This is a genomic window from Paraburkholderia sp. BGA-UO-ETr-F12 (assembly GCF_059567945.1).
Genome location: NZ_JCAQOZ010000028.1, coordinates 1 through 26,080, shown reverse-complemented (window position 1 = coordinate 26,080; position 26,080 = coordinate 1). Strand labels below are relative to the sequence as shown.

Genomic DNA, 26,080 nt, shown 5'->3' with positions numbered 1-26,080 from the left:
GACTGGCGCGCTGCAACAGGGTTTTCGATACGGTCCCCGGTGACGGGCGGCGCGGGCTTTGCGCACTGCGCAACGTACGGCCTGGAGCTGCGACCGGCAAGCAAGCTTACCGCCGTTCGGGTGGCCCCGTGAATTGGCCGAATGGCCGACTGACGGGGGCCCGCGAGTCGTGGCATTATTTCCTGTGTTTCCTGATCCAGGCTGAAGCGAGATCATCCGGCCCTTATGAAATCGTCAGCGTCCCGCTCTGAAAGCAGCGCGCTTTGTCCGCGCTGCGGTCATGCGTTCGATTGCGCCATGCATGGGGTGCCATTCGACTGCTGGTGCCGTGAGATGCCGGCTCTGCCGTTAGACCGGCTGGAGCCGTCCGGCCGCTGCCTGTGCCCTGAATGTCTCGCCGCGGAGCTTGCACGGGCCGTGCACCCGGCGCCGGGTGCCGGTTTGCCTTGACGGCGGCGCGGAGCGGCTCCGGTAGTCGCGTTACGGTTTTATGTCGCGTGATGCCGGGCCGCGAGCGCGTCAAGATCGCGTGCAACGGTCTTCAGTGCCGGGTCCCACTGGCCGAATTGTGGTTGCCGGTAGAGCGTCGCGCTCGGATACCAGGGGCTGTCGGAACGGTCGAGCAACCAGACCCAATGCGGATTGACGTCCAGCAGGACCCAGGTGCGCTGGCCGAGCGCGCCGCTCAGATGCGCCACGGACGTGCAAACCGTAATGACCAGATCGAGCGCGCTGACAAACGCCGCCGTGTCGTCGAAGTTGGCGAATTCCGCGCTGTAGTCCGACATCGGCAGACCCGCTGCCCGCGCGGCCACGACGTCTGCGTCGGCACCCGGTTGCAGCGAATAGAACGCCACGTTCTGCATGTGGCCGAAATATTCCGCATAGCGCTCCCAGCCAACTCGCCGGAATGGATTGCGCTGATGGCCGGCGCTGCCGGTCCACACCAAACCGACCTTGAGTCTCGTTTCTTCGCCAAGCCTCTTTTGCCACGATTTGCTGGCTGCGATGTCAGCATGCAAGTACGGAATTTCAGCGGGGATGGTCTCTTCGCTTGTGCCGAATATCAAAGGCAAGCTGAGCAGCGGAATTTCGTAGTCAAACGGCGGCAAAGAGTCGACGCCGCCGCCAGCCGAATAACCGTCCACGTGATCGCCGAGGCTGCGAGCGAGCAGCCCACCCATTTGCGGAAACGAATTCCACACGAGGCGGCCGCCTTCGCGATGAACACGTGCGGCCAGCAGCGGGATATAGCGGCTGAATTGCAAGACGTCGCCCATGCCTTGTTCGCCCCACACCAGCAGTGTTTTGCCGACGAGCGACTCACCCCGCCAGGTCGGTGCGGGCATGACTGGGCGGAGGCCACCCAATTCAAGCGAGCCATCCCAGCGCGCTTCATGGGATAGCCAGCCGTGCGTGTAATCGCCGCGCACGAGTTGCAGCATGCCGAGATTGGAGCGCATGGCGGCATTGTTGGGTGCTAATACGCTGGCAGTTTTTGCGGCTTGCTCCGCCTCGTCCCAGCGTTGCGCTTCACGCAGCGCCAGCGCATAGTTGTTGTGCGCCAGCGGGCTATGCGGCGCGCATTGCACGGCTCGTGCGCCGGCTTCGAGCGCGCGCGGCAGATTCAAATTGACGCGCTGTGCCTGAGTGAGATTGATCCATGCGTCGCCGTGGTTGGGATCGTCAAGAACAGCACTTTCCAGTAGAGCGATCTGCTCGTTGAGATCGCCGCCTGTAAGTGCGAGGGCGCCAGCGAGATTGTTGCGCAACTGCGGAAAGGTTGGATTGATGGCGAGCGCGCGACGATACGGAGCGATTGCTTCGCCATGCCGATTGGTCATCTGCAGCACGTAGCCAAGGCGGAAATGGGCAAGCGCGCGATGGGGATCGAGTTGGGCAATAATGACGGCGAGTTCGATCGCGTCATTTTGACGATGTTGCTCGAGCAGCGTAGCGATGAGCGTTGCGATCGATACATCGTCGAGCGGATGAAGTTGTGCGGCGCTATCGAGCCACGTGGCCTCTGCTTGTGCGGTGCCGTTTTGTCTGGCTGCGGCAGCATGTCGCAGAAAAGTCAGGAAAGCTGATGAGATGGGCGTTGCGCTGTCAGAGGTAGGTAGCATGGAAGGCTTGAGGCGTTGCACGAACCGGTGATCACCGGCCGGCGCCGTGCAGCGCTATCGCAAAAATTCCATGTTAGCGGTGTGAGTTCTCGAGGTCAGTCGGACGAGTCCGAACAGGTAAACTAAAGTCATGCATCGTATAACCAACACCGGCCGCGTCAACCTCGGCCATCTGTTCTGGCTACGCAGCCTCGCCATCATCGGCCAACTGGTGACGATCGCGGTCGTGCAGATCTTCTACGGCGTGCACCTGCCGCTGCCCGCCATGCTGCTCGTGATTGCCCTCGAAGTGATCTTCAACGGACTCACATGGTGGCGTGTCTCGCAACAGCGGCCCGAGTCCAATCTCGAACTGTTCGGCCAGATCTGGGTCGATCTCGGCGCGCTGTCGGCGCTGCTGTTCCTCTCGGGCGGCACCACCAACCCATTCGTTTCGCTGTACCTGCCATCGCTCGCGATCGCCGCGGCCGTGTTGCCGTGGCAACTGATGGCGTGGCTCGCCGCGTTCGCCGTAGCCTGCTACGCAGTGTTGGGCTTCGATTCCGTACCGCTCAATCTCGACAATCCGGCGAATCTGTTCGACTACTATCGCGCCGGCATGTGGGTGAACTTCATGGTCAGCGTTGGCCTGATTGCATGGTTCGTCGCGCGCATGTCACGCGCTCTGCGACTACGTGACGCAGCGCTCGGGGATGCGCAGCAGCGCTTGCTTCACGATGAACGCGCCGTCGCGCTCGGCGTGCAGGCTGCCACGGTCGCGCACGAAATCGGCACGCCGTTGTCTACAATTGCGATGTTGTCCGAAGAATTGCGCGACGCCGCGCGAACCGATCAAGGCCTCGCGCCGTACAGCGCCGATCTGGAGTTGCTCGAACAGCAAATGACGCTCTGTACGTCTGCGCTTGCGCGGCTGCGTAGCCGTGCATCGACAACGACCAACCGGCAAGCGGTCGGCGAATGGCTCGAATCGTTTGCCGAGCAGTGGCGTTTGCGTCATCCGCATGTGAAGTTCGAGCGTATCGGCTTGCCGCCCGAGGGTGTCAGTCTTGACGATACGGTGGCCGTCAGTCAGATTCTTACGATTCTGCTCGACAACGCCGCGCGTGCGAGCCGCGATCATGTCACGCTGTCGTGCAAGCTTGCAGAGCGCGGCGATCAGATCGTATTCGAGGTATGCGACGCCGGTCCCGGCATTCCAGCCGCTTTGCGCGGATCGCTCGGCGCAATGCCGGTCGACAGCACACAGGGTGGACATGGCGTGGGTCTGTATCTGGCGTTTTCAGCGGCGGCACGTCTGAAGGGATCGATCGAGCTGGCCGACGTCAGTGAGATCAAGCCGCGTGGCACGCGTGCAGTATTGAGACTGCCGCTTGCCGCGCGCAAGTTATCAGGGGCGGGCCGTCAAGGCACTACGCCATCCAACACGGAGAAACAGGCATGAGCGATATGAATTTTCTGGTGATCGACGACGATGAAGTGTTCTCCGGCATCCTCGCCCGTGGTTTGACGCGGCGCGGTTATACGGTGGCCGAAGCGCACAACGCGGATGAAGCGATCAAGTTGGCGAACCAGCAGAAGTTCAGCCAGATCACAGTAGATCTGCATCTCGGCAACGATTCTGGCCTGACGCTCGTCGCGCCGTTGCGCGATTTGCAGCCGGACGCGCGCATGCTGGTGCTGACCGGTTATGCGAGCATTGCCACGGCGGTGCAGGCAGTGAAAGACGGCGCCGATAACTACCTGGCCAAGCCCGCCAATGTCGAGACGATTTTGTCGGCGCTGCAAAGCGAAGCGAGCGCTTTGCAGGCTGAAGAAGCGATCGAGCATCCCACACCGTTGTCGGTCGCCCGTCTGGAGTGGGAGCATATTCAACGTGTGCTCGCGGAACACGGCGGCAATATTTCGGCTACGGCGCGTGCGTTGAACATGCATCGTCGAACGCTGCAACGCAAACTGGCAAAGCGGCCGGTCAAGCAGTAAGCGCTGAGACCCGCCCGCGCTTGCGGGCTGTGAAGCATCAAGCAAAACGGGCCGTCTTTCTCAAGACGGCCCGTTTTTTTACGTCTCACGCGTGATCGGATCACGTGCGAGGCGTGTGGCTGTGACGTGGCGTCCACATCGACGCCGGTTTCGGTGTTACAGCACGTAGCGCGACAGATCCTCGTCTTCCGCCACTTCGTTCAATGCGCGATCCACATACGCCGCGTCGATCTGTACTGCCTTGCCCGAATGATTGCCGGCCGAGAACGACACTTCCTCGAGCAGCTTTTCGATCACCGTGTACAGACGGCGTGCGCCGATGTTTTCGGTTTTCTCATTCACCGAATACGCGATCTCGGCGAGACGGCGAATACCGTCGTCGGCGAATTCCAGGTGCACGTCTTCCGTAGCCAGCAGCGCCTGGTATTGCTTGACGAGGCTCGCGTCGGTCGACACCAGAATCGATTCGAAGTCCTTCACCGACAGCGAATCGAGTTCGACCCGAATCGGGAAGCGACCTTGCAGTTCCGGAATCAGATCGCTTGGCTTGGCCAGATGAAACGCGCCGCTCGCGATGAACAGAATGTGGTCCGTCTTGACCATGCCGTACTTGGTGTTGATCGTGGTGCCTTCGACCAGCGGCAACAGATCGCGCTGCACGCCCTGACGGGACACTTCACCGCCGCCCGCTTCGTTACGCGACGCAATCTTGTCGATTTCGTCGAGAAACACGATGCCGTTCTGCTCGACGTTCTGCACAGCCTTGGTTTTCACCTCTTCGTCGTTGAGCATCTTGCCGGCTTCTTCGTCGGTGAGGACTTTGAGCGCTTCCTTCACTTTCAGCTTGCGGCGCGTTTTCTTGCCGCCGCCGATGTTCGCGAACATCGAACGGATCTGCTCGGTCATGTCTTCCATGCCCGGCGGCCCCATGATGTCCATGCCCACTTGCGGCTGTTCGACGTCGAGTTCGATTTCCTTGTCGTCGAGCAGGCCTTCACGCAGACGCTTGCGAAAGGTCTGGCGCGTGGTGCTGCCTTCGTCGGCGGTATCCGTCGCGCTCGAACTCGCGCCGAAACCTACCGGCCGCGCGCTCGGCAGCAGGATGTCGAGGATGCGGTCTTCGGCCTGATCTTCCGCCTTGGTCCGCACTTTGCGCATTTCCGTTTCGCGCGTCTGTTTGACCGAGATTTCGATCAGATCGCGCACGATGCTGTCGACGTCGCGGCCTACGTAGCCGACTTCGGTGAATTTGGTGGCTTCGATCTTGATGAACGGTGCGTCGGCCAGTTTCGCCAGACGCCGCGCGATTTCGGTTTTACCGACACCGGTCGGTCCGATCATCAAGATGTTTTTCGGCGTGATTTCCTGACGCAGCGGGTCGGCAACCTGCTGACGGCGCCAGCGGTTGCGCAGCGCCACGGCAACCGCTTTCTTCGCGCGGCCTTGGCCGATGATGTGCTTGTCGAGTTCCGAGACGATCTCGGCAGGGGTCATGGTGCTCATCGTAGGTCCTTACTCGATCGTCTCGATGACGCGGTTATGGTTCGTATAGATGCACATGTCGCCGGCAATTTCCAACGACTTCTCCACGATCTCGCGCGGCGACAGTTCGGTGTTGTCGACGAGCGCCTTCGCGGCTGCTTGCGCGTAAGCGCCGCCCGAACCGATCGCGCAGATGCCGCCTTCAGGATCGAGTACGTCGCCGTTACCGGTAATGACGAGGGTGGTGGTGGCATCCGCGGCGATCAGCATCGCTTCGAGGCGGCGCAGCATGCGGTCGGTGCGCCAGTCTTTGGCCAGTTCGACGGCGGCGCGAGTCAGATTGCCCTGATGTTTTTCCAGCTTCGCTTCAAAGCGGTCGAGCAGCGAGAACGCGTCGGCCGTGCCGCCGGCGAAGCCGACCATCACCTTGCCGTTATAGATGCGACGGACTTTCTTCGCCCCGCCTTTCATGACGATGTTGCCCAGTGTGACCTGACCGTCGCCACCGAGCGCGACCTTGTCGCCGCGGCGCACGGAAACGATCGTCGTGCCGTGAAATTGCTCCATATGCGTTCCTCTTTGCAAAACGGGTAGGACGCGGTGGCGCACCACCACCGCATGAATCCTGTGAATCCGGAAGCGGACGGCGCGCAACGCTGAAACGATCAACCGGTTGGCGCGCGCTCGTGCAACGCATGTCCGACCTATTTTAGGGCGTGCGCGGTCATATCAAGAGCCGGCAAATGGCATAAGACAAAAACACGGATTCGGGGCGGGGGAGTGTGCGGAGGAGCACACAAAAGAAAAAAGGCGCACAGATCACCGTGCGCCTCTCGACGAAGCAGCTTAAAAAGGGCGCGGAGCCGAGGCCGCGCCGCAGGCGTTCAGTCGCCGAACAGCTTCTGGCGCAGTTCGCGGCGTTCCTGCGCTTCGAGCGACAGGGTGGCCGTGGGCCGTGCGAGCAGACGCGGAATGCCGATCGGCTCGCCGGTTTCTTCGCACCAGCCGTAATCGCCAGAATCGATGCGCGCGATCGATTGCTGCACCTTCTTCAGCAGCTTGCGTTCGCGGTCGCGCGTGCGCAGTTCGAGCGCATGCTCTTCCTCGATCGTTGCACGGTCGGCCGGGTCCGGCACGATTACTGTTTCGCGCAGGTTCTCGGTCGTCTGGCCGGCATTGCGGAGAATGTCCGCTTGCAGCTGTTCGAGCTTGTTCTTGAAGAAAGCGAGCTGATCCTCATTCATGTAATCCTTGTCGCTCATCTTCAGGATTTCGGCTTCAGTCAAGAGTCGTTTCGTCGTCATCTGGCTTGCTTCTTCAATGTGAGGCAAAACTCATACATAGTGCCCGCATTTTCGTATTGCCCGCAAAGGCGCCACGGGGGACGCTGAGCGCTGGCGGGCACGGACGGTGGGCTGTCGGTGACGCCGAGGCGCCTTGCGCTCACGCGCCGGGCGTCGTTACGCCGGACGTCGCTACGCCAATGCGGGGCCGAACTCCTCTGGAAACCGTTTCTCAATTGCTCCTGAGGCATTGCTTGCCGGCAGCGCGCCTTATCAGCTGTGCCAGCCGGCATTGTCGGCGTGATTTCCGGACAAGGTTTTCCGGCGCCGTTTCAGGCCCGGCGCGGACTACGCGCAGACCGGGCAATTCGTTGTCATTCTCCAGTGGGCACGTATTGTAACTGAATCACAATCCAGCACCGCAACTGGTGAAAATCCCCCGGCGGAGCACTGATATCCCGAAAATATAACGCGCGCACGACCAAAAAGCGATGGTCGTGCACGGTTTAATACAGCAGGGTTTTCACGTGTTTTTCACACAACCGACATTTCAGCGGGCTTTCGGCAGGCTTTTCGGTGTATTCCGCAGACAATTGCGTCCTTCGCGGGGCGTGCGCTCCTGATCGCGTAAGCCAACCCGCCTGCCGTGCCAAGCCAGCTCGGCTTGGCATGGGCAAAGCGTGAGGTTTACGCCAGGCAGGCGTCCAGGCCGTCGGTGATCAGGTCCTGCGGTAGTTCGATACCGATGAACACCATTTTGTTGGTCTTCTTTTCGATCGGCTGCCATTTCGCGGCCAGGTCGCTGCCCATCATCTGGTGGACGCCCTGGAACACCACCTTGCGGTCGACCCCCTTCATATAGAGCACGCCCTTATAACGCAGCAGGCGCTCGCCATAAATTTGCAGAATGCCGCCGAGGAAGTCTTCGAGCTTGTTCGGATCGAACGGACGGTCGCTGCGGTAGACGAACGATTTGATCTTGTCGTCGTGGTGCGCATGATGGTGATGCGCGTGGTCGTGACCTTCGTGGTCGCACTTGCCGTGGTCGTGATCGCAGTTTTCGTGATCGTGATCGTCGTGGCCGGCATGAGTGTGGCCGTGCTCGTCATGCGCGTGAGCGTGGTTGTGCGCGTGTTCGTCTTCAGCGAGGAAATCCGGGTCGATTTCGAGCTTCGAATTCAGATTGAAGCCGCGCAGGTCGAAGATTTCCTTGATGTCCGCTTCGCCGAAATTGACGACCTTGATCGCCGCGCGCGGGTTCATGTGCAGCAGGCGATGGCGCAGATCGTCCAGGTGTTTTTCGTCGACCAGGTCCGACTTGGTGATGAACAGGCGATCGGCGAAGCCGACCTGGCGCTGCACCACTTCATGCTCGTCCAGCTGGTGGTTCGCGTGCTTCGCGTCGACCAGCGTGATGATCGCGTCGAGCAGGAATTCGTTGGCGATCTGGTCGTCCATGAAGAACGTCTGCGCGACCGGGCCCGGATTGGCAAGGCCGGTGGTTTCGATCACGACACGGTCGAAATCCAGTTCGCCGGACTGTTTTTTCGCCGCCAGATCGCCCAGCACGCGCGACAGGTCGCCGCGAATCGTGCAGCAGATGCAGCCGTTGCTCATCTGGATGATCTGCTCGCTCGTGTCCTGCACGAGGATTTCGTTATCGATGTTTTCTTCGCCGAACTCGTTCTCGATCACGGCGATCTTCATGCCGTGCTTTTCGTTCAGGATGCGCTTGAGCAGGGTGGTTTTGCCGCTGCCGAGAAAGCCGGTCAGGATGGTGACTGGGATCATGGTGGTCGCCTGTATGTACGTGAATCTGTGCGTGATCGATTACTGCGCGAATTTACCGCCCAAAATTACCGCGCGGAATCCGCAGCGCGGGATTTGCAGCGAACGCGTCTGCGAATCCGGTTTGCCGGGCGCGGCAGCCTGACGGCGCGCAACCCGGTCTAGCCGGATATTGAAACATATCTGTCAAGCCGGCGCTGGCGGCGGGGGGAATCCCTTTCGCCGCGCGCGGGAAATAACTCTCAAGCTATGGGCAATCAGGCAATTTGCAACAGCAAACCCTTCAGATATTCGCCTTCAGGGAAGGCGGTGAGCAACGGGTGGTCGACTCCCGCGCCGAGGCGTTTGAGAATCCGCGCATCGACGCGTGCATCGGCCGCCGCGCCGGAGACGATTTTCTGGAACAGCTCCGAGTCGATCGCGCCGGAACAGGAGTAGGTGAACAGCAGGCCGCCCGGGCGCAGCAGCTTCAGGCCGGTCAGGTTGATGTCCTTGTAGGCGCGCGCGGCGCGGTCCACGTGTTCACGCGAAGGCGCGAATTTCGGCGGATCCAGCACGACCAGGTCGAAGCGCTCACCTTCGTCGTGGAGGCGGCGCAGGGTTTTGAACGCGTCGGCGTCGAGCCAGGTGGCGCGTTCGGCGTCGAAACCGTTGGCGGCCACGTTCTGTTGCGCGATCGCCAGCGCGTCACCCGACGAATCGATCGATACCACGCGCTTCGCCCCGCCTTTTAGTGCCGCCAGCGAAAAGCCGCCGGTGTAGCAGAAGCAGTTCAGCACATCGCGATCTTTCGCCAGTTCCTGCACCAGCAGGCGGTTGTCGCGCTGGTCGACGTAGAAGCCGGTCTTGTGGCCGTTACGCACGTCGACGTGATAGCGCACGCCGTTTTCGCTCGCAATCAGCGCTTCCGACGGTGCTTCGCCCGCCAGCACGCCGGTGATCTGCTCGAGCCCTTCCTTCTGGCGGATCGAGACGTCCGACCGCTCGTAGACGTTCGGGCAGCCGGTCGCGTCGACCAGCGCGGCGACGATCGCGTCCTTCCATGCCTCGACACCCGTGGCCATGAACTGGCACACCAACTGGCTGCGCTGGCCTGCGTCCTCGGCGACGTAATGGTCGACGATCAAGCCCGGCAGGCCGTCTGCTTCGCCGAAAATCAGCCGGACCGCGCCGGTGTTATGCACCATCGTTTGACGATGCGCGAGCGCGCGCTGCACACGGCGCTTGAAGAACGCGTGATCGATCGGCTCCATCTCGTCGAAGCTCCACACGCGCGCGCGAATCTGCGAATGCGGGCTGTAGGCCGCGCGCGCGAGGAACCGGCCGTCGTGCGCGCGTACCAGCACGGTCGCGCCGGGAGCGGGATTGCCGTCGACGCGATCGATCACGTTGGCATAAACCCACGGATGGCGGCGCAGCAGCGATTTTTCTTTCGACGGTTTGAGCGTAACGGTATTCATCAGGGTGTCAGCAGGAGCAATAGGCCGCGTGGACCAGGACGCACACGGCAGGTGAAGCAAAGAGGGAGACCGCAAGCCGCAAGTAGCAAGTAGCAAAACAACAGGCAAAGAGCGGAATCAGTCGCGTTTTTTGGCGCGCGGATGCGCCTGATCGTAGACATGCGCGAGATGCTGGAAATCGAGCGCGGTGTAGACCTGCGTGGCGGTGATGCTGGCGTGCCCGAGCAGTTCCTGCACGGCCCGCAGATCGCCGCTCGACTGCAGCACGTGCGTGGCGAATGAATGCCGCAACACGTGCGGATGCACGTTGGCCGGAATGCCGGCGACCAGCGCCGCGCGCTTCACCCGGTCACGCACGACATTCGGCGACAGCCGATTGCCGCGTGCCGACAGAAACAGCGGGTGCGGATCGTGTTTCACCATCTGATCGCGTACCGCGAGCCACGCATTCAAGGCCTCGAGCGCTTTGCTTCCGACCGGCACGATGCGGCGCCGGTTGCCTTTGCCGAGCACTTCGACTTCGGCGGAGTCGAGCTTGAGCCAGCCCGCGGAGCGGTAGCCGTCGGCATCGGCAAAACGGGCGTCGAGGCCGACCAGTTCGGACAGCCGCAGGCCCGACGAGTAGAACAGTTCGAGCATCGCGTGGTCGCGCAAACCTTCGGGCGTCGCGGCCGGCGGGCTCTCCATCAGGCGCGTGGCGTCGTCGACGGAAAGCGCCTTGGGCAGCGATTTGGCCTGCTTCGGCGCGCGTACGGTGGCGACCGGGTTGGCCGGCAGATCGACGCGGCCCGCGAACCAGCGGTAAAACGCGCGCCAGCACGACAGCCGATGGCTGATCGAACGGGCGGTCAGTCCGCCGGCATGAGCCCGTGAAACCGCGCCGCGAATATCGACGGCGGTGAGGCTTTCGAGCGGCCGGCCTTTGGCAAGCAGCTTGAGCTCTTCGAGTTCGTGGGTATAGCCGCGCAGCGTATGCGCCGACAGCCGCCGCTCATGTTCGAGATTCGACAGATAGGCGGCGATCGGGTCGGCGTCGGTCACGATGGCCTTTGCGGGATTGACGGCTCAGCGCGGCAGCAGGCGGCTCAGCGCCGCGCTCGTCAACGCGCCGATCTGAGTCAGGAAATCGGTGGCCATGCCGTCGTGGAAGCGGCGTGCGTCGGCCGAACCCATTACCAGCAGGCCGAAGGCAGATGCTTCCTCTTTGCCTTCGGGGTCGCGCAGCGCGAGCAGCGCAATCGACTCGGTAGCGTGCGCGGACTCGCCTGTACCCGTGCCGTCTGCGGACCCGTCGCCATTCACCGCCGAGACCGCCGGCGTCAGCCACTGCGCCGCTTCGAAGCCAGTATTCGCGCCACAGTACGGCGTGGTGAGGCTGTTCGCGAAGATGCGCACTTCTTCACCGACATGGCGTGCGAAATCGGCCTGCGCATACGGCTCGGAGACGTCCCATACGCGCAGCGCGGCTTGCGGCACGTCGAAAATATCGCGCAAGCCGCCGGAGATCGTACGCGGCAGCGCGTACGGATCACGCTCGGCCATCACGCGGATGGTCCAGCGATTGAATTTCGAGGCAATGCTGTCGTTTTCGTGACCGTAGCGCAGCAACTCGGCCAGACGCCGTTCGAGATGCTTGTTCTTGTCGCGCAGCATTTCCATCTGCCTTTCCTGCAGCGACACCGCGGCTTTGCCGTGTGGGTTCGCAAGCCGGATCGTCGCGAGCATTTCCGCGTGTTCGGCGAAGAATTCGGGGTTGGCGAGCAGATATTCGGCGACTTCGCGATCGTTCATGGTTTCGGCTAAAGGACTACGGGACGACGCCTTCGGGCGGCGCATCGGTCATGAGTTCAGTCGGCCGGTGAAAGCGCCGCTCGGTCCGGCTCTTCATCGGCCTGTTCAGCGGCCCGCTTCAGGCCGCGTGTCGGGTACTGCCTCGGCCGATCGCTCGGCCGTTAAGTCAGGTAATGCCTCGGGTGCTTTGCCGGCGCGGCTCAATCGGCCAGCTCGATCTCGCCTTCGAAAACGGTTGCCGCAGGGCCGGCCATGAAGAGCGGCGCGCCTTCTTGCGTGCTATCCCACGTGATGGTCAGCTTGCCGCCGTGCGTGTGCACCAGCACCGGCGCATCCAGCAACCCGCGGCGAATGCCGGCAGCGACGGCAGCGCACGCGCCCGTGCCGCACGCCAGCGTCTCGCCGGCGCCGCGCTCGTAGACGCGCAGCTTGATCTCGCTGCGGCCTACGATCTGCATGAAGCCCGCGTTCACCCGCTGCGGAAAGCGTGCATGCCGCTCGATCACCGGGCCTTCGACGAGCACCGGAAAATCTTCGACGTCGTCGACCACTTGCACCGCGTGCGGATTGCCCATCGACACCACCGAAATCCAGCGCGTCACGCCGTTCACGTCGAGCGGCCAGAGCGTGTCAGCACCCTCGCGGCGGCCTTCGAGGCCTTTGGCGGCGAACGGGACGCGCTCCGGTTCGAACACGGGCGCGCCCATATCGACCAGCACTTCGCCGTTTTCCTGCATGGTCAGCTGAATGGTGCCGTTCTGTACTTGCACGCGCACACTGCGCTTGTCGGTCAGGCCGCTGTCGCGCACGAACTTGACGAAACAGCGCGCGCCGTTGCCGCAGTGCTCGACCTCGCCGCCGTCGCAATTGAAGATGCGATATCTGAAATCGACGCCGTCCACGGTAGGCTTTTCGACCAGCAGCAACTGGTCGGCACCGACGCCGAAATGCCGGTCCGCGAGCGCGCGCACCTGCGCCGGCGTCAGGTTGACCGGTTGGGTGTAGCCGTCGAGCACGACGAAGTCGTTACCCGCGCCGTGCATTTTGGTGAATTTCAGTTTCATCACGCTATTGTAAGTGACGCGCTTGCAGGTGGGCCGGACAGCGCTTTATTTGCCACCTTATCTGTCATTTTATTTCCGTGTTCCGACGCTTTTTGAGAGCCGTTCAGTACACGCTCGGCTCGCCCGGCGGACGGGTCTTGAAGCGCTTGTGCACCCAGTAGTACTGCTCGGGCATCAGCGGGATCTGCTCTTCGAGGAAGGCATTCATACGGCGCGCGTCGGCGTCGTCGTCGCCGGTGGGGTAGTTTTCCCAAGGCTTGAACACCTTCAGCCGATAACCCTTGTAGTTCGGCAGCACTTCGCCGATGAACGGCACCACCTGCGCATGCCCGACCTTCGCCAGACGGCCGACCGCGGTCAGCGTGCAGGTGGGCACGCCGAAAAACGGCACGAACGTGGAATTACGCGCGCCGTAATCCATATCCGCGCCGAGCATCACCGGTTTGCGATCGCGCAGCCAGCGCAGCACGATGCGCGCGCTGTCGGCACGGCTCGCCATATCGGCGCCGAAACGTGCGCGCGCCGCTTTGGCGACTTCTTCGAGCTCAGGGTTCGACATTGGCTGATACAGCGAACCGCATTGACGCTTGAGCGAGTAATTCAGAAAGATCGAGCCCGCTTCGATCCCGACGAAGTGAAAGCCGAGGAACAGCGTGGGCGGTAGATCCGGGTCGGTGAGGTCGATCTCGCTGTCGAGCTGGATCAGCTTTTCGAGCTTTTCCGCCGAGCCGAACCATTGCACGCTGCGTTCGACGTAACTGCGGATCGCATGCCGGAAATGCTTCTGGGCGACCTCTTCGCGGCGCGCGCGATCCCATTCGGGAAAGCACAGTTCCAGGTTGATATGGACGATGCGCTTGCGCCGGCTCGGGACCTGGTAAAGCAGCCAGCCGAGTCCATCGCCCAGGCGGGCGACGAAACCATACGGCAACAATGCAAATAATTTCAGCAGCCCGATTGCGAGCTTCGCGCCATAGCGGCTCAGCATGCGGCACCCCGCAACGGGGCGCCTTGCAGGGCTGTATTCAGGAAAGCGGAAAGATGGACGTAATACCGCACGCGTGGGCACTCTGTGACAATCAAAGGAAGTCGCTATAATAAGGGCTTCGCCGAGTTAATAGACAACTTGCGGGGCGAAGCTGGCAGGCGCGATCCATGGGATATGCGTCCGCCGGTAAGGTAATCCGCTAAAGCGTCGCCGCTTCAAGGCTCCCGAAGCTGGCTACGTGAAACTCAACCGTAACCACATAACAGGAGTCTGCAACGTGGCAAACGACTATCTTTTCACCTCCGAATCCGTTTCCGAAGGCCATCCCGACAAAGTCGCGGATCAGATTTCGGACGCCATTCTCGACGCTATCCTCGCGCAGGACAAATATTCGCGTGTCGCAGCCGAAACGCTGTGCAACACGGGTCTCGTCGTGCTGGCCGGCGAAATCACCACGACGGCGAACGTCGACTATATCCAGGTCGCGCGCAACACGATCAAGCGCATCGGCTACGACAACACCGACTACGGTATCGACTACCGCGGCTGTGCCGTGCTGGTGGCGTACGACAAGCAATCGCCCGACATCGCCCAGGGCGTGGACCGCGCGCACGACAACAACCTCGATCAAGGCGCCGGCGACCAGGGCCTGATGTTCGGTTACGCGTGCGAAGAAACGCCGGAACTGATGCCGTTGCCGATCCATCTGTCGCACCGTCTGGTGGAGCGTCAGGCGAATCTGCGCCGCGACGGCCGTCTGCCCTGGCTGCGTCCGGATGCGAAGTCGCAGGTCACCGTGCGCTATGTCGACGGCAAGCCGCATGCGATCGACACGGTCGTGCTGTCCACGCAGCACTCGCCGGACATCGATCTGGCCACGCTGCGCGAAGCCGTGATCGAAGAAGTCATCAAGACGACGCTGCCGGCCGATCTGATCAAGGGCGACATCAAGTTCCTGGTGAACCCGACTGGCCGGTTCGTGATCGGCGGCCCGCAAGGCGATTGCGGTCTGACGGGCCGCAAGATCATCGTCGATACGTACGGCGGCGCTGCGCCGCACGGCGGCGGCGCGTTCTCGGGCAAGGATCCGTCGAAGGTCGACCGTTCGGCGGCGTATGCCGGCCGTTATGTCGCGAAGAACATCGTGGCGGCCGGTTTGGCGTCGCGTTGTCTGATCCAGGTCTCGTACGCAATCGGCGTGGCTCAGCCGACTTCGGTGATGGTGAATACCTTCGGCACGGGCCGCGTGTCGGATGCAACGATCACGAAGCTTGTGCAGGAGCATTTCGACCTTCGTCCGAAGGGCATCATCCAGATGCTCGACCTGCTGCGCCCGATCTACGAGAAGAGCGCGGCTTATGGTCACTTCGGCCGCGAAGAGCCGGAATTCACGTGGGAAGCCACGGACAAGGCTTTGGCGCTGGCTGAAGCTGCCGGTACCGAACCGGTCGCCGCGCTCGCCTGATAAGCACGAGAGCGATCCGCTTCAGTAAAAAACCCCGCCGGCGCAAGCCGTGCGGGGTTTTTTTATTGCATCTTCAGCGGCTCATTTAGCCTTGATTCACCGGCTCGCAAACGCGAACGCGAACCATCCGGAACTGCCACTCGTCGACATGCGGCGCGGCCGGCGGCTCGTGTTTTGGGGCGCGGCGACCGGTGCGCGGCGCGGCGCGGAGAGGCGCAGCGGCGTCGGTTTGCGCAGCAGCGTGCGCAGCGAGAAGCGCCGCGAACTGCCTTGCAGGCGCAACGCCGAGAAGAACGTATGGAACCACGTGCGAATGCCGTCGACCGCTTTGGCTTCGCGCCATTGTTCGCCCAAGGCGCGAGTGCGGGTGGCATGGTGACGCAGCGCGCGAACCACGTGGCGGCGTGCCGGACGCGCCGCTTTCAGCGCGGCGCGGGTAAGACGGGTGCTCAGAAGAGTATGCATGGCTTCACAAGTAGGCAACGTGTCGCGCGAAAGAGCGTGCGCCATAAAGAGCACCAAATGTGCCAATGGCGGTGTCGCGATGAACGGCGCGAAAGCCTGGAATTCGGGGGAAAAGGGCACGGATGACGGCGGAGCCGGTCAGAACGGCGCTTGCGCGCCGCAAAAGTGCGGGAGTAGCGATCAACATACGCGCAGGCTACACGTGAATCGTGACGCCAGAAAGTCGGTTTTTACCCTGCGATTACGGGTTTTTACGGGTCATAGCGATGTGCGCGCTAACAGGGTCGCGCCCTTTGCGGGCGGTTTTCGTGCACGTCTGCCCTTAGCAGGTGCCGGGCAAACCGCCGGCGCGCGTGAAAGTAGTGCGTAAGGCGTGCCCGGAGCCTTGATTTTGCAAAGGCGAAACAGCACGGTCCGATCGCGCCCGTTTTACAATCGAGCATCAGCCAGTCGAAAGTAACGGAACACCATGTCACTTCATTCGAAGAAAGAGCAGATTCAAACGTTGCGGGAGCAAGGATTTGTCGTTGTGCCTGGATTGGTGTCGCCGGAGCGTTGCGGCGAACTGAAGCAGATTGCCGAGCGACAGTTGCAGGAGGCGGCGGCGCCGATCGAGTTCGAGGCGGATCTTCGTTATCCGGGCGCACCGGAATCGAAGCATGCGCCGGGCGGCCACACGGTTCGCCGGCTGCTGGATGCCTACGGGCGCCATCCGCAATTTGCGCAATGGGCAACCGCGCCGGAAATTCGCGGCTGGATGGAGTTGTACTTCGGTGAGGAGCCGCGCTTATCGCGGGCGCATCACAATTGCATGATGACCAAGCACCCGGCCTATGGCAGCTTGACCGGCTGGCATCGTGACGTGCGGTACTGGTCGTTCGAGCGTGACGATCTGGTGTCGGTGTGGCTCGCGGTGGGGTCGGAGACGGTCGATAACGGCGCATTGTGGCTGGTGCCGAAGTCGCATAGCGTCGCGTTCACGTCCGAGCGCTTCGACGAGGCCAAGTTTTTCCGCTCCGATCTGGAGGAGAATCAGGCGTTGATTCGCACCGCGGTTTCGCCCGAACTCAAGGCCGGAGACGTGGTGTTCTTCCATTGCAACACGCTGCACTCGGCTGGCAAGAACATCAGCGATCAGGTGAAATTCTCTTTGGTGTTTACCTATCACGGGGCGAGCAATGTGCCGCTTCCGGGGTCCCGTTCGGCGGCCAAGCCTGAAATTGCCTTTTAGGTTTTTTGCCTTGCGCGGCGCGGAGCTTCGCCGATCCCGCACCGCGCATCCAAGCGGCGCTTTACCGCTTGCGGCCCGAGACAGCCACGCCGGTCAGGCCGGCGATGGTAGCGATAACGCCCCCCACAATCAGCATGATCGCCTTATTGGTCGGCGACCCGGTAAATACGCGAGACACCTCGCTGCTGACCGAATTGAATGCCTGCCCGCCGAAATACAACAACACGACACCGCCGACTATCAGCGCGATTGAAATCGCCTTCACCATGAACCTGCCCCTATCGATAAGCTTTGATCGGCCAAAGTGTAGGGGAGCCGCAAGCCGCCGTCCATCCCGCATAGTGGGTGTGTGCAGGGTGCGCGGCGATTGGCTACCATAGCGATCTGGCCTCACCGCTATCCGAACATAAAACCTGCACGCCTCCCGCAGTACGTGATGAACCCTCCACGCCCCTGATTGCCGGGCGACTTCACCATCAAGGACACTAGCAATGGCTTACGAAGCAGCTTCAGAACGCTATTCGGACATGCAATACCGCGTCTGCGGCAAGTCGGGTCTCAAACTGCCGGCGCTGTCGCTGGGCTTGTGGCACAACTTCGGCGATACCACGCCGATTTCCACGCAGCGCGATATCCTGCGCACGGCCTTCGACCTGGGCATCACGCACTTCGATCTTGCCAACAACTATGGCCCTCCGTACGGCAGCGCCGAAACCAATTTCGGCCGCCTCTTCAAAGACGACTTCAAGCCGTATCGCGATGAACTCCTGATCTCGTCGAAAGCGGGTTGGGACATGTGGCCGGGTCCGTACGGCCAAGGCGGCGGCTCGCGCAAATATGTACTGGCGAGTCTCGATCAAAGCCTGCAGCGCATGGGTCTCGACTACGTCGATATCTTCTATTCGCATCGTTTCGATGCCGATACGCCGCTCGAAGAAACCGCCGGTGCATTGGCGAGCGCGGTGCAGCAGGGCAAGGCGCTGTACATCGGTATTTCGTCATACTCGGCAACCAAGACCCTCGAAATGGCAAAGCTGCTTGCCGAGTACAAGGTGCCGCTGCTGATCCATCAGCCGGCGTACAACATGCTCAACCGCTGGATCGAACGCGAGCTGCTGGACACGCTCGAAAAGGTCGGCGCGGGTGCCATTGCGTTCACGCCGCTCGCGCAAGGCTTGCTCACGGGCAAATATCTGAACGGCGTGCCCGAAGACGCGCGCGTCAACAAGCCGGGCGGCGGTTCGTTGAAGCAGGAGCATCTGAGCCCGGAAAACATCGAGCACGTGCGCAAGCTCAACGACATCGCGCAGCGTCGCGGACAAAGCCTCGCGCAGATGGCGCTCGCGTGGGCGCTGCGCGATCCGCGCGTGACGTCTGTGCTGATCGGTGCAAGCCGCGCGGAGCAGGTGCGTGAAAACGTCGGTGCGTTGAAGAATCTCGCGTTCTCGAAGGACGAGTTGGCGGAGATCGACCGTTACGCGACCGAGGGCGGCATTAATCTGTGGGAGAAACCGTCGACGGATCAGGCAATCTGATCGCACGGCGTTTGATGTCGCAGAAATAGAAAAGCCGCCCGTGAGGCGGCTTTTCTGTCGATGCTTTCGGGCACACGCGTTTCCCGCGCAGTGGCCGAAACGACTGCGTTCAGTCGACCGAACCATCGGCGAAGCGTAGAGGCCGTCTTCGCCGGTCCGCGCTAAACCAGCGCAGGCAAGCCCTCAACCAGCACGACCGCGAACACCACGCCGAGCAGCGCGCCTAGCACCCGCAGCGCGTTGTGACGCAACTCCGTTTTGCAGGGAAGCGCGCCGACAAATAACGCGCCGGCAAGCGCCATCGGAATGACCAGAATGAAATCGCCGATCGTGAAGTAGGTCGTCATACCCGTCTCCTTATTTAATACTGGCGCGGGCAGTGGCTCTGTTTGCTGGAGTCATGGCACTGCCGACGCTCGATTCGAGTATAGGCGACGGTTAGATCAACATAACAACGCTTGCGGCGCTGCAGCGCTGCTCTCGCACGCTGCGGAAGCCCGGCGCGACAAGGGCTCGGGCGATTGGCGCGGCGCAGCAAAAACACCGCAAAAAATGAAGTATTTGCTTACACAGGGCTTACTTTTTAGCCGGTTCGATGCACACCGAATGCTTTTTCGCCTAGCTCGGAGCTGTTCCGTACGAACTCTTTAAGCGCTGGCCCATGCGGCATCCGAGCCCGGGTTCATGGAGCCGATCAGCGGTGCTCTGTCACGCGGCGGTCCGTTCGCGTTGACGCAAACGCGTGGCGGCAACGATGCCGATAACGAGCAGCGCTCCCACCAATCCAGCGACCCCGTCCCAGCCAAAACCGGCCCACACATGGCCGCCATAAGAGCCGACGACGCTCGAGCCGATGTAGTACGCAAGCAGATACAGCGCGGCTGCTTGCCCCTTCGCTTCTTTCGCGAGACGTCCGACCCAGCCACTCGCCACCGAATGTCCGGCGAAGAAACCGAACGTCACGCAGGCGATCCCGATTGCAATCGCCGTGATCGGATGGAGCATGGTGAGGGCGAGTCCGAGCGCCATCAGCAGCAAACTGGCGGTCAGCACGCGCGCCCGGCCGAACATGTCGGCCATGCGTCCCGACGACGGCGAGGCCACCACGCCCGTCAGATACACGACGAAAATCGCGCCGATCTCCGTCTGACTCAACAGATAGGGCGGCGCGAGCAGCCGGTAACCGATGTAGTTGTACAGCGTGACGAAGCTGCCCATCAGCACAAAGCCGAGCAGAAACAGCAGAGGCAGACCAGGCCGCGTGAATTGCTTGAGCAGGGCGGTGCGATGATGAGCAAAGCCGAGCCCACGACGCGGCACAAAATGGCGCGACGGCGGCAGCAGCGCGCGAAACGCGAGCATGGAGAGAATGCCGAGCACGCCGATCGTGCCGATCGCCACGCGCCACGAAAACAGATCCGCGACGACGCCGGTAATCACGCGCCCGGCCATCCCGCCGATCGCGGTGCCGCCGACGTACAGCCCCATTGCAAGACCGAGTCCGTCGGGATGCACTTCTTCAGCGAGGTAGGCCATCGCAACGGCGGGCACGCCGCCGAGCGCGAGGCCTTCGAGCGCGCGCAACACGAGCAGTTGATGCCAATGCGGTGCGATCGAAACAGCAATCGTCAATAGCGCGGACAGCGTGAGCGACGCCGTCATCAGCTTGTGACGGCTCCAGCCTTCCGAGACGAAACCGGCCACGAATATCGCGAGCGCGAGCGCGGCTGTGGTCAGCGAGAGCGACAGGCTGCTCTGTGCCGGCGTCACGCCGAATGCGCTCGAGAACGCGGGCAATAACGGTTGCACGCAATACAGCAGCGAGAAGGTGGCGTAACCGGCGAACAGCAGCGCGATGCTGGCGCGCCAATAGGCACGCGTGCCGCGTTCGAGATAAGGCGTGTTGGAGGGTTCAGGCACGGCGGTGGAGCTGGAAGAAGCAGATGAAGCAGGAACAGCCGAAGTAGCAGTCCGGTTGGATTCCGGCGATGCGGTCACGAAACAATCTCCTCGGGGAACGCAAAGTACACAAAGGAGTTAAGGATACGCTGAAAAAGCTATGCGGGTGCGCGCCGTGCGACGACCCCGCACGTGAATATTCGCGCTTCGCGATCACGACAACAGTGGCCGCATGATTTTGAAATATCGCCCCGTCAGGGTTTATGATGGCCTCATTACGACGCATGACGTCCAGAGCACCGGTCGGGCGCGCCGTAATGGGATGGGGCGAAACGACGGGTTAACAGCTTCGGGTTCGCGCTCTCCATGGCCCCGCAAAACGGGAACAATGACTCAGACCTCTCACGCGTCTTACGCGCAGCAGATTGGGTGCGTACGCAACGTTATTGGCGAAGCGGCGCTTTTATCATCACCTTGACCGGCGAGGAAACCATAAAGCCGGCTATGGGAGAAACGGGGAAACATCATGCAAATCGGTTCCATTGTCCGATCGGTGCATATCGCCGTGCCGCAAGGCGCACGCGGGATCGTCATGCGCATTCTCGGCGACATGGCAATGGTGGCCTGGTATGCCGGCGAGCCCGGCACGTCAGAGCATCTGAATACTGAACCCTTTTTCCTCGAAGATTTGATCGATACGGGCGAGCAGGTGCGTCCGGCGAGCGCGCAGGTGCATTGAGACTAGTTGGTTTGAGTTCGATTCATATCGTTGCCACGCCGTAGTCATGCCGTTGCAACAGGCAGTCAACCGCAAGGTGTGCCGACACCCTCGTCTTTGACGGCGGCGCGGCGCACAATGCGGACATGAACGACGACAATCTCGACTCACAGGACGGCGCCGATAGCGCCGTCCCTTTCGCCCGGCTCAAGCCGGAAATCGTGCTCGACGCGCTCGACAGCGTGCTCAGCAGCGTCGGTGTGTACACCGACGGCCGCATGCTCCCGCTCAACAGCTATGAAAACCGCGTGTACCAGGTGGGCGTGGAAGATGGTCCGCCGGTGGTCGCCAAGTTCTATCGTCCCGAGCGTTGGACTGACGCCGCCATTCTCGAAGAGCACGCATTTGTCGCCGATCTCGCCGCGCGCGAGATTCCGGCGGTGCCCGCGCGTGTTTTCGAAGGCCGTACGTTGCATACCTTCGACGGTTTCCGTTTCTCGATCTTCGAACGCCGCGGCGGCCGCGCGCCCGATCTGGACCGGCGCGATACGCTCGAATGGTTGGGGCGTTTTATCGGCCGCATTCATGCGGTCGGACAGACCCAGAACTACACCGAACGTCCCACGCTCGACATCAACACGTTCGGCTACGAGCCGCGCGATTTCCTGCTGTCGCACCGCTTCGTGCCTGACGACGTGCGGCCCGCATGGGAAACCGTGGTGAATCTCGCGCTCGAAGGCGTTGAGCGCGCCTTCGAGCGTGCCGGCGATATTCGCATGTTGCGAATGCACGGCGATTGTCATCCGAGCAATGTGTTGTGGACCGACGCGGGCCCGCATTTCGTCGACTTCGACGACAGCCGCATGGGTCCGGCGGTGCAGGATTTGTGGCTGCTGCTGCCGGGCGAACGTGTCGAGGCTTCGCGGGCGTTGGCGGATCTGCTCGCCGGCTATGAAGACTTCTGCGACTTTGAGCCGCGCGAACTGTATCTCGTCGAAGCGTTGCGCACGCTGCGGCTGATTCACTATCAGGCGTGGCTTGCGCGCCGCTGGGACGACCCGGCATTTCCGGCGGCCTTTCCGTGGTTCAACACCCAACGTTATTGGGAGGACCGCATTCTCGAACTGCGCGAGCAGCTCGGCGCGATGCAGGAAGGGCCGCTCTGGCCGGTTTGAGCGATTGCGTTTCTACGGCGCCTGTGACGCCACGCTCGACGATTCCACCAGCGTCGATTTGACGATCACTTCGGCGCGCACGTCGCGCCCGATTGCTTCGATCGCGGGGCGCATCTTCGCGAAGTCGTCGGGCGTGCAGACGTCGCTGTCGAAATGCGTGGTGCCGTCACGCGCCATCGTCACCACGTTGCCCAGCGGATCGAACGTGTACTGCGATTGAAAATCGACGTAGCGGTCTTGAGTCCGTTTTGCTTCCGGCATGTCGAGCACGTGGAAATTCGCCGGCAATTCAATGCGCGCGCGTTCATGCAACGCCAGGTTGTGACAGACGAACGGCTGCGTGCGCTGCCGTTCGCCAAGCCAGTAGCGTGTATCCGCGTCCAGGCCGCCGGCCAGGCTCGTCAGCGCCGGAATCGATGCCGCCGCGCCCGGCACCACGAGACTTTCGAGCGTGCCTTTCATCGTGATCGTCAACGGGCCGTCGGCTACGCTGAGATCGTTGGTGGTCAGCGTAGCCGTGCCGCGCAGGTTCGCGCTGCGCAGTTCCGCCTGGATCGATTCCTCACGTTGCGCGGGTGTCTGCGCGCGCAACATCGCGCGTGCCTGTTCGGCGGTGGCACCCGATGCCTCCAGCCGGTACGTGAAGCTTGCCGAGCCATCGGGCTCGACCTTGATCGACAGATCGGTGCTGCGCATCGTCAATGCGGTGGCCGGCGTTTGCGCCACCACTCCCTGATTGACGAGAACGGTAGGCCGGTTCATATCGGACCACGGCAGAAAACCGAATTCGACATTCGACGCCGTCGAGTCGGCGTATTGCTGCAGATCGGGCAGCCATGTGATGGCGTGATTAATGACGCCGTAGCCCGGCACGCTGGGCAGCGTATAGATCGAGCCGCTGCTGATCAGAGCCGGCTCATTGCGAACGCCGACTGCGTCGAGCAGCGCGCCGTATAACGCCACATGATCCTTGCAGTCGCCGTAGCGGTTCGCGAGGATCGCGCTGGCGCTGTGCGGCACCACTGAACCGCGCCCGACATAGATCGCCACGTAGCGGACGTTGCGGCGCACCCAGTCGTACAGTGTCTTGGCCTTGTCGCGCGGAGTGCGGTCGTGCGCGGTGAGGTTTTGCGCAAGACGCGTGACGGTGACGTCGTGCGTGGTCGCATCGGAGGACGATGCCTTATAGCTGGCGGCGAACGTGGCGTAGTCCGGAAAGGTCGAGACCATCAACCGGTCGCCATACGATACGTACGCGATCGAGCCGCGCTCGAGCCGGCTGAAATGCGCCTTGTCGTAACGATATTCGTAGCGCGTACGGCCCTCGCGCGTGACCGGTTGCAGCGCTGTGAAGCCACGCGCGTCGGCGTAAAGCGGCTTGTCGGAGGGCAGGTCGTAGATGAGGCGGAAGTTACGCGTCGGCACGAGATCGGGCGGCGTGAAGTCGCTGAACTCGCCTGGCACAAGCGGCTGCTTCTGCGTTTTGCGATAGCTGAGGTGCACCCGCGCGCCGGGCTCGACGGCGGGGAACACGATCACCTTTTCCTGGATGTCCTGAAACATCGGCGCATTGAATGAGCGCGCTTCCTGCACGTCGCGAATCTGGTCGGGTTGCACGTCGTGGCGCACGCCGTCGGCGGTGATCGTGTACGCCTCGAGGATCTGCACGTCGGCCATATTCCGGTTGAACCAGACGTACTGTTGCGCCACTCGCGCGACACCGGCTTCGCTGTTCACGCGCAGCGTCATCGGATCGAGCTTGGAGAAGGAGCCGTCGGCGTTGACTGTGAAGGTCTGCGTTTCGCCCTCGTTGGTATAGGGATCCTCCAGTCTCGCCGTGATGCTCGCGTTCGCGACGTGAGCGCAGGCAAGCCAGGCGAGGGACGCGAGACAGATCCAGGAGACGAGGCGCATGGCAGGCGGGCATCCGGAAGGTGACGGGATCGCTGCCTAGAGTCGGGTTGCGAGGCCCGGATGTCAAGCGGATGCCGCGCATTGCGATTGAGCAAATGCCTCAACTATGTAATGATATCCATTCTCAATTGAAAGGTATCGCCAGCTTTCTGTCACATTTCTCCTCCTCTGTGACTGCCAGCCAGCCTCTCAGCCGGACGACCTGGACCGCAAGCCGGGTTTGTCCGGCCCTTCCTTTCAACTTTCCGTTGTCGCTGATGTGAGCGCGCGCAGCCGTCGCGCGTCGCCGTTGGTGAGGGGTTAACTTGTTGCGCCTGGAGTCTGGATGTGAATGCGCCTGATTCGATCGATATGAAGCCTGCTGTTGGCGAGGGCACGCAGTACACGGCTCATAAGCCGGAGCGGGGTCATCGCCTGCTGGACGATGCCGAGCAGGCGACGCGACGCCAGCGTTCGCGGCGGGCGAATTTCATCAAGTGGTTGCGCAAGGTGCACGGCTGGGTTGGGTTGTGGGGTGCGGTATTGGGGTTGTTGTTTGGGGTTACGGGTTTTTTGCTGAACCATCGGGCGGGGCCGTTGAAGGTGTCCTCGGGTGAGCCGCAGGTTGAGGAGATGCAGATTCCTGTGCCGCAGAAAAAGCTGGGTTCGCCAATGGAGATGGCGAAGTGGCTCAAGGGCGAGTTGAAAATCGATGGTAAGCCGGGGCGGATGAAGCGTGAGCCGGCGCATCCGGTGGCGTGGGGTGATCACAGCACGATGCAGCCCGAGTTCTGGCAGGTCGGGATTTTTGGGCCTACTCAGAATGTGCAGGCCGAGTATTGGGTTGGGAATGGGTTCGTTGCGGTGAAACGTACGCAGAACTCGTTTCTCACTACGATGAATAATTTGCACCGTGGCGTGGGGTTGAGTGTTGGGTGGGTTTTGTTGATCGACACGATCGCGGGTGGGATGATTTTGCTTTCTTTGACTGGTGTTTTGCTGTGGACTGAATTAAATAAGCGGCGTGTTGTGGGGGTGGTGTTGGTGGGTGGGTCGGTGGTTGCTGCTGTGGTTTGTGGATTGCTGTAGGGGCTGGTTTTTTTTTGCCTGTTCGGCGGGTTTGTTGTTGGTCTGGTTCTTTGGCCTTTCCTTGTTGTGTTAGTGGTCTATTAGCGTTGCCCCTGTGCGGGGCGGCACTTACTTTCTTTGCCGCCGCAAAGAAAGATAAGCAAAGAAAGCGGCTTCAAACCGCCAGCTCATAAGCGGGTCCCCCGCGCAGCCACGGTAGTGGTGCATCTGGAATCTGTCGCCTCGCACACTTCGCCCTGGTGACAAGGCAGTCATACCTCCGGCGGCGCTGCGCGCGCCGATACCCGGTTCAAAAAACCATCAGGTATGCGAAGCGTCGGCCAGGTTTCCCTGGCAGACCCGTCCGCGACGCACGTAGTGCGGAGTGGGAGCTGATGAGTCCTTTGTCAACGGCGCGGAGTGCGCGAGGGCACGGATTCCAGATGCACCACTACCGTAGCTGCACGGGGGACCCGCTTAAGAATTAGCGGTGTGAGCCGCTTTCTTTTGCCTACTTTTCTTTGCGGCAGGCAAAGAAAAGTAGGTGCCGGAACCTGTCCGCATTTTTGTGTGCGAGGCGGTTAGCGGAGTTACCCGCGTGCGTTGGTAAAACGCTCTCCAAACAGAATCGCGAACTGGTTCATGGCTGAGGACCAGTCGAATGCCGCC

Annotated in this window: 24 protein-coding genes; 9 read left to right on the top strand and 15 right to left on the bottom strand. The window is 61.7% G+C overall.

Annotated features, from left to right (window positions below):
* The first annotated feature begins 225 nt into the window (after positions 1 to 225).
* Positions 226 to 450, top strand: a complete 225-nt coding sequence (locus AC57B6_RS12420; RefSeq protein WP_081833147.1) for a cysteine-rich CWC family protein — start codon at positions 226 to 228, stop codon at positions 448 to 450.
* 38 nt (positions 451 to 488) lie between these two features.
* Here the strand turns inward: AC57B6_RS12420 and AC57B6_RS12415 are convergent, their stop codons facing one another.
* A complete protein-coding gene (locus AC57B6_RS12415) occupies positions 489 to 2,126 on the bottom strand; it encodes a tetratricopeptide repeat protein (protein ID WP_496421441.1) in 1,638 nt (545 codons plus the stop codon).
* Positions 2,127 to 2,256: 130 nt separating this feature from the next.
* On the opposite strand from AC57B6_RS12415, the gene AC57B6_RS12410 reads away from it, so the two are divergent.
* Together AC57B6_RS12410 and AC57B6_RS12405 are read left to right on the top strand one after the other, a co-directional pair.
* Positions 2,257 to 3,567, top strand: coding sequence for an ATP-binding protein (locus AC57B6_RS12410; RefSeq protein ID WP_252888630.1), 1,311 nt, complete (start codon positions 2,257 to 2,259; stop codon positions 3,565 to 3,567).
* Positions 3,564 to 4,106 carry a response regulator transcription factor gene (locus tag AC57B6_RS12405; RefSeq protein ID WP_028197735.1) on the top strand — a complete coding sequence of 181 codons (543 nt, stop codon included), beginning with the start codon at positions 3,564 to 3,566 and terminating at the stop codon, positions 4,104 to 4,106. Before AC57B6_RS12410 ends, AC57B6_RS12405 begins: the two co-directional genes overlap by 4 nt.
* Before the next feature lie 156 nt (positions 4,107 to 4,262).
* Here AC57B6_RS12405 and hslU read toward each other — a convergent pair whose 3' ends face one another.
* The 9 genes from hslU to AC57B6_RS12360 all read right to left on the bottom strand — a co-directional run bounded on the left by hslU (position 4,263) and on the right by AC57B6_RS12360 (position 13,962).
* Complete coding sequence (hslU, locus tag AC57B6_RS12400) at positions 4,263 to 5,609, bottom strand: ATP-dependent protease ATPase subunit HslU (RefSeq protein ID WP_028197736.1); 1,347 nt, start codon at positions 5,607 to 5,609, stop codon at positions 4,263 to 4,265.
* Between the two features lie 9 nt (positions 5,610 to 5,618).
* Positions 5,619 to 6,155, bottom strand: coding sequence for an ATP-dependent protease subunit HslV (gene hslV, locus AC57B6_RS12395; RefSeq protein ID WP_028197737.1), 537 nt, complete (start codon positions 6,153 to 6,155; stop codon positions 5,619 to 5,621).
* Between the two features lie 317 nt (positions 6,156 to 6,472).
* Complete coding sequence (gene dksA, locus AC57B6_RS12390; protein ID WP_012431412.1) at positions 6,473 to 6,892, bottom strand: RNA polymerase-binding protein DksA; 420 nt, start codon at positions 6,890 to 6,892, stop codon at positions 6,473 to 6,475.
* A gap of 666 nt (positions 6,893 to 7,558) precedes the next feature.
* On the bottom strand, positions 7,559 to 8,662 hold the full coding sequence (locus AC57B6_RS12385; RefSeq protein ID WP_183798775.1) for a CobW family GTP-binding protein: 1,104 nt from the start codon (positions 8,660 to 8,662) through the stop codon (positions 7,559 to 7,561).
* Positions 8,663 to 8,916: 254 nt separating this feature from the next.
* A complete protein-coding gene (locus tag AC57B6_RS12380) occupies positions 8,917 to 10,119 on the bottom strand; it encodes a class I SAM-dependent rRNA methyltransferase (RefSeq protein WP_028197739.1) in 1,203 nt (400 codons plus the stop codon).
* Between the two features lie 117 nt (positions 10,120 to 10,236).
* On the bottom strand, positions 10,237 to 11,160 hold the full coding sequence (xerC, locus tag AC57B6_RS12375) for a tyrosine recombinase XerC (protein ID WP_028197740.1): 924 nt from the start codon (positions 11,158 to 11,160) through the stop codon (positions 10,237 to 10,239).
* A 24-nt stretch (positions 11,161 to 11,184) separates the two neighbouring features.
* A complete protein-coding gene (locus tag AC57B6_RS12370; RefSeq protein ID WP_496421440.1) occupies positions 11,185 to 11,910 on the bottom strand; it encodes a DUF484 family protein in 726 nt (241 codons plus the stop codon).
* A gap of 200 nt (positions 11,911 to 12,110) precedes the next feature.
* Positions 12,111 to 12,974, bottom strand: a complete 864-nt coding sequence (dapF, locus tag AC57B6_RS12365) for a diaminopimelate epimerase (RefSeq protein ID WP_028197742.1) — start codon at positions 12,972 to 12,974, stop codon at positions 12,111 to 12,113.
* 103 nt (positions 12,975 to 13,077) lie between these two features.
* Positions 13,078 to 13,962, bottom strand: a complete 885-nt coding sequence (locus tag AC57B6_RS12360) for a lipid A biosynthesis lauroyl acyltransferase (protein WP_028197743.1) — start codon at positions 13,960 to 13,962, stop codon at positions 13,078 to 13,080.
* A gap of 277 nt (positions 13,963 to 14,239) precedes the next feature.
* On the opposite strand from AC57B6_RS12360, the gene metK reads away from it, so the two are divergent.
* On the top strand, positions 14,240 to 15,427 hold the full coding sequence (gene metK / locus AC57B6_RS12355) for a methionine adenosyltransferase (RefSeq protein WP_496421439.1): 1,188 nt from the start codon (positions 14,240 to 14,242) through the stop codon (positions 15,425 to 15,427).
* Positions 15,428 to 15,523: 96 nt separating this feature from the next.
* Here the strand turns inward: metK and AC57B6_RS12350 are convergent, their stop codons facing one another.
* Positions 15,524 to 15,892, bottom strand: a complete 369-nt coding sequence (locus AC57B6_RS12350; protein WP_028197745.1) for a hypothetical protein — start codon at positions 15,890 to 15,892, stop codon at positions 15,524 to 15,526.
* Positions 15,893 to 16,361: 469 nt separating this feature from the next.
* On the opposite strand from AC57B6_RS12350, the gene AC57B6_RS12345 reads away from it, so the two are divergent.
* On the top strand, positions 16,362 to 17,123 hold the full coding sequence (locus AC57B6_RS12345) for a phytanoyl-CoA dioxygenase family protein (RefSeq protein WP_028197746.1): 762 nt from the start codon (positions 16,362 to 16,364) through the stop codon (positions 17,121 to 17,123).
* A 61-nt stretch (positions 17,124 to 17,184) separates the two neighbouring features.
* On the opposite strand, the gene AC57B6_RS12340 is transcribed toward AC57B6_RS12345, so the two are convergent.
* Positions 17,185 to 17,391, bottom strand: coding sequence for a DUF3185 family protein (locus tag AC57B6_RS12340; protein ID WP_028197747.1), 207 nt, complete (start codon positions 17,389 to 17,391; stop codon positions 17,185 to 17,187).
* A 223-nt stretch (positions 17,392 to 17,614) separates the two neighbouring features.
* Here AC57B6_RS12340 and mgrA point away from each other — a divergent pair, with 223 nt between their 5' ends.
* Positions 17,615 to 18,658 (top strand): L-glyceraldehyde 3-phosphate reductase, encoded by a 1,044-nt coding sequence (gene mgrA, locus AC57B6_RS12335; protein WP_028197748.1) that lies wholly within the window; start codon positions 17,615 to 17,617, stop codon positions 18,656 to 18,658.
* Between the two features lie 161 nt (positions 18,659 to 18,819).
* On the opposite strand, the gene AC57B6_RS12330 is transcribed toward mgrA, so the two are convergent.
* On the bottom strand, positions 18,820 to 19,005 hold the full coding sequence (locus tag AC57B6_RS12330) for a hypothetical protein (protein ID WP_006050504.1): 186 nt from the start codon (positions 19,003 to 19,005) through the stop codon (positions 18,820 to 18,822).
* A 361-nt stretch (positions 19,006 to 19,366) separates the two neighbouring features.
* Entirely contained in the window at positions 19,367 to 20,656 is a 1,290-nt protein-coding gene (locus AC57B6_RS12325) for an MFS transporter (RefSeq protein WP_406867816.1), read from the bottom strand.
* A 427-nt stretch (positions 20,657 to 21,083) separates the two neighbouring features.
* Here AC57B6_RS12325 and AC57B6_RS12320 point away from each other — a divergent pair, with 427 nt between their 5' ends.
* Together AC57B6_RS12320 and AC57B6_RS12315 are read left to right on the top strand one after the other, a co-directional pair.
* On the top strand, positions 21,084 to 21,296 hold the full coding sequence (locus tag AC57B6_RS12320) for a hypothetical protein (RefSeq protein ID WP_028197750.1): 213 nt from the start codon (positions 21,084 to 21,086) through the stop codon (positions 21,294 to 21,296).
* Between the two features lie 125 nt (positions 21,297 to 21,421).
* On the top strand, positions 21,422 to 22,450 hold the full coding sequence (locus AC57B6_RS12315; protein WP_028197751.1) for a serine/threonine protein kinase: 1,029 nt from the start codon (positions 21,422 to 21,424) through the stop codon (positions 22,448 to 22,450).
* Between the two features lie 12 nt (positions 22,451 to 22,462).
* Here AC57B6_RS12315 and AC57B6_RS12310 read toward each other — a convergent pair whose 3' ends face one another.
* A complete protein-coding gene (locus AC57B6_RS12310; protein ID WP_496421438.1) occupies positions 22,463 to 24,364 on the bottom strand; it encodes a DUF3857 domain-containing transglutaminase family protein in 1,902 nt (633 codons plus the stop codon).
* A gap of 327 nt (positions 24,365 to 24,691) precedes the next feature.
* Here AC57B6_RS12310 and AC57B6_RS12305 point away from each other — a divergent pair, with 327 nt between their 5' ends.
* On the top strand, positions 24,692 to 25,432 hold the full coding sequence (locus AC57B6_RS12305; protein ID WP_496421437.1) for a PepSY-associated TM helix domain-containing protein: 741 nt from the start codon (positions 24,692 to 24,694) through the stop codon (positions 25,430 to 25,432).
* The last annotated feature ends 648 nt before the right edge of the window (positions 25,433 to 26,080 follow it).

Coding starts and splice junctions, on each gene's coding strand:
- AC57B6_RS12330 (WP_006050504.1), bottom strand. CDS start 19,005: ATGACGACCTACTTCACGATCGGCGATTTCATTCTGGTCATTCCGATG.
- AC57B6_RS12405 (WP_028197735.1), top strand. CDS start 3,564: ATGAGCGATATGAATTTTCTGGTGATCGACGACGATGAAGTGTTCTCC.
- dapF (WP_028197742.1), bottom strand. CDS start 12,974: ATGAAACTGAAATTCACCAAAATGCACGGCGCGGGTAACGACTTCGTC.
- AC57B6_RS12370 (WP_496421440.1), bottom strand. CDS start 11,910: ATGAACGATCGCGAAGTCGCCGAATATCTGCTCGCCAACCCCGAATTC.
- hslU (WP_028197736.1), bottom strand. CDS start 5,609: ATGAGCACCATGACCCCTGCCGAGATCGTCTCGGAACTCGACAAGCAC.
- AC57B6_RS12315 (WP_028197751.1), top strand. CDS start 21,422: ATGAACGACGACAATCTCGACTCACAGGACGGCGCCGATAGCGCCGTC.
- AC57B6_RS12350 (WP_028197745.1), bottom strand. CDS start 15,892: ATGCATACTCTTCTGAGCACCCGTCTTACCCGCGCCGCGCTGAAAGCG.
- AC57B6_RS12345 (WP_028197746.1), top strand. CDS start 16,362: ATGTCACTTCATTCGAAGAAAGAGCAGATTCAAACGTTGCGGGAGCAA.
- AC57B6_RS12360 (WP_028197743.1), bottom strand. CDS start 13,962: ATGCTGAGCCGCTATGGCGCGAAGCTCGCAATCGGGCTGCTGAAATTA.
- mgrA (WP_028197748.1), top strand. CDS start 17,615: ATGGCTTACGAAGCAGCTTCAGAACGCTATTCGGACATGCAATACCGC.
- AC57B6_RS12420 (WP_081833147.1), top strand. CDS start 226: ATGAAATCGTCAGCGTCCCGCTCTGAAAGCAGCGCGCTTTGTCCGCGC.
- dksA (WP_012431412.1), bottom strand. CDS start 6,892: ATGACGACGAAACGACTCTTGACTGAAGCCGAAATCCTGAAGATGAGC.
- AC57B6_RS12310 (WP_496421438.1), bottom strand. CDS start 24,364: ATGCGCCTCGTCTCCTGGATCTGTCTCGCGTCCCTCGCCTGGCTTGCC.
- AC57B6_RS12380 (WP_028197739.1), bottom strand. CDS start 10,119: ATGAATACCGTTACGCTCAAACCGTCGAAAGAAAAATCGCTGCTGCGC.
- AC57B6_RS12410 (WP_252888630.1), top strand. CDS start 2,257: ATGCATCGTATAACCAACACCGGCCGCGTCAACCTCGGCCATCTGTTC.
- AC57B6_RS12385 (WP_183798775.1), bottom strand. CDS start 8,662: ATGATCCCAGTCACCATCCTGACCGGCTTTCTCGGCAGCGGCAAAACC.
- AC57B6_RS12320 (WP_028197750.1), top strand. CDS start 21,084: ATGCAAATCGGTTCCATTGTCCGATCGGTGCATATCGCCGTGCCGCAA.
- hslV (WP_028197737.1), bottom strand. CDS start 6,155: ATGGAGCAATTTCACGGCACGACGATCGTTTCCGTGCGCCGCGGCGAC.
- AC57B6_RS12415 (WP_496421441.1), bottom strand. CDS start 2,126: ATGCTACCTACCTCTGACAGCGCAACGCCCATCTCATCAGCTTTCCTG.
- AC57B6_RS12340 (WP_028197747.1), bottom strand. CDS start 17,391: ATGGTGAAGGCGATTTCAATCGCGCTGATAGTCGGCGGTGTCGTGTTG.